Annotated in this window: 3 protein-coding genes; all 3 read right to left on the bottom strand. The window is 40.8% G+C overall.

The window, feature by feature from the left end:
• Nucleotides 1-333, bottom strand: a 333-nt coding sequence (locus ACFIK0_RS09070; RefSeq protein WP_375663871.1) for a hypothetical protein, incomplete at its 3' end; no start/stop codon positions are given.
• A gap of 181 nt (nt 334-514) precedes the next feature.
• Nucleotides 515-931: a hypothetical protein gene (locus ACFIK0_RS09075; protein ID WP_375663872.1), complete on the bottom strand. Its 417-nt coding sequence runs from the start codon at nt 929-931 to the stop codon at nt 515-517.
• Nucleotides 928-2,205 (bottom strand): filamentous hemagglutinin (locus ACFIK0_RS09080; RefSeq protein ID WP_375663873.1); only part of this gene is annotated, 1,278 nt, incomplete at its 5' end. The genes ACFIK0_RS09080 and ACFIK0_RS09075, both read right to left, overlap by 4 nt.

The raw sequence follows: 2,205 nt of genomic DNA on the forward strand, positions 1-2,205 counted from the left end.
ATGTTTTTTACAATAAGGGCTATTTAAGCGTCTCTCAACACTTCGCTGAGGCATGACAGCACCAGGACGACATATGGGAAGGTTGTCTGATTTATGATTTTCACACCAATCTTGTATTGTAAAGCTAGGGCGAAAACCTGATTGCGCCATACACATTTCAATACTGGCAAATTGATTCAAATCTAGCGCCACAACCTTATTAAGGTCCGGTACTCCACATTCTAAAAGTATTTTATTTCTCCATAATGCTGGAGAAAGTGAGGGAATTGAGTTAACACATCCAGTGATACTTAACAGAGCTATACAACTCAACAGTTTTAAGATTTTCTTCATTCTTCCCCTCTTTCAATGGATTTATTTACAATAAAAAAGCTCGGAAGCTTGTTGATATTTTCTGTCATCGCTGCTTAAAACAACGGTGACCAATATTGAGATGATTGGTTGAGAAAACAATCCCGTCATTTCAAGCGAAGGCAAGAATAGTGGGATTGTTGATCATCACAAACAGCAAGACTTAAGGCTCGCATTCAGGTTGTTCTGGATGCTTTGTACAAAAAGGGCTGTTCAAGCGCTTCTTGACACTGCGCTGTGGTATGACAGCACCTGGACGACAAATCGGCAAGTTTTTCTCTTTAAAAGTATAACATGGCCCTCCCGCTCTTGCTACTTCTTCATCTTTATAGCGGAATCCTGATTGGAGCATGCAAGCATAAGTTGTTGCTTTAGCATTAATACTCTGCTGTTGGTTTTCTGGATCGATATCATAAGGCGTTGGCATGCCACATTCTAATAGGGCTTTTCCTATCTCCGTAAAATCAGTAACACTATTTTTCTCCCACATACTCAAATACCCTGGAGCAGGCTTATCAATGTTACATCCAGCAATATTTAACAGAATGAGACCACTTAATAATTTCAAGATTTTCTTCATTTTTTTCTTCCTGAATATTTTGAATAAATTGGCGTACGATTAGGTGAACCGTAGCGCCATGTACAAGCATCACCGGCATGACCATAACAAGCATGAACACTGGGGTAGCCCTTAAATATTTGCCCTCTCTCTTTCCAGGGACCACTTCCAGGAGGTATTTGCTCAAAAGTGTAAGGATTTTTGCCAATCTTTGTACCCACAAAGTCATATTTATGATTTTCCAAGTTTACATAATCCTGCTTTCCATCACTTAAGATATATAACGTATCTGCCATGTTTTGAGTATTATAAGCTGGTCCAAAGAAATTAATCGTTGTTTTCTTTGCTATACCATGAACACCATGCTTTTCTAAATCATGCGATCCATTGCCCGCTGTCATACTGCCGCGGCTATGCGCATCAGTATGCAATCCTATATTGCCAAGGCTATACAACAGATTCTGGTACTTCTTCGTCGAATTGGTCAAAACACCCAACTTACCTTCTAGAGCATACTGATACCCTGCAATGAACAAATCTACCAAGAACGAATCGCTATGGGGAAACATCAGAAAATAGTGTGGATCATTCTTGTTATCAGCCAACTGCACCGCATTATGGGCTGCTTCATCTGGTGTTGTAAAAATACCATTGAGGAAGACATGAACCTTGCCATCAGAACCTTTTTGTAAATTCTGTTGTTCTTCAGGCGTTAAATAATGATATTGCGGCTGCGGGTTTCCATGACTGTCTTTTATATATTTCCCATTTTCATCTTTTGCATAGATCACATTGCCATTTTCATCGTGATCCACGGTAGCCAGATAATGCTCTTTGATAAACATGTTTACAAAGCCCTGTTCAAAGATATTAAATTCTTCATCCGATAAATCATTGATCATATCTACGCGATTATGCACTACCCCCTCAAGCGATGCGACATCTAGCTGTCCTACTGCTTGGTGGGCTGTAGCGGTGTTGCGGTTGAGTGCATCAATGATTTGTCCAGCATCTTGCCCCATCGCCCTCTGTCCAGTTGTATCAGTAAGGATGATAGTCCCATCGCTGATAGCAGATTTGGTTTCTCCTTCCGCTGCATCCTTAGCTTTTCCATGACTTAAAGCATTTTTAGCAATATTTTTTATGATGCCATATTTCCCCTGTTGCAAAGCACCGCCACCAGAAATGCTAAACCCATGGCTGCTGGCTTTAGCATGGGCACTGTTGCTGATATCACTGGTGCTAATGCTTCCTGTGGTCAGGCTGTTTTTATCTGCCAGCGCGGTGCTTTCAAT

The organism is Bartonella sp. CL63NXGY (assembly GCF_042194905.1).
In the GTDB taxonomy this organism is placed as follows: Bacteria; Pseudomonadota; Alphaproteobacteria; order Rhizobiales; family Rhizobiaceae; genus Bartonella.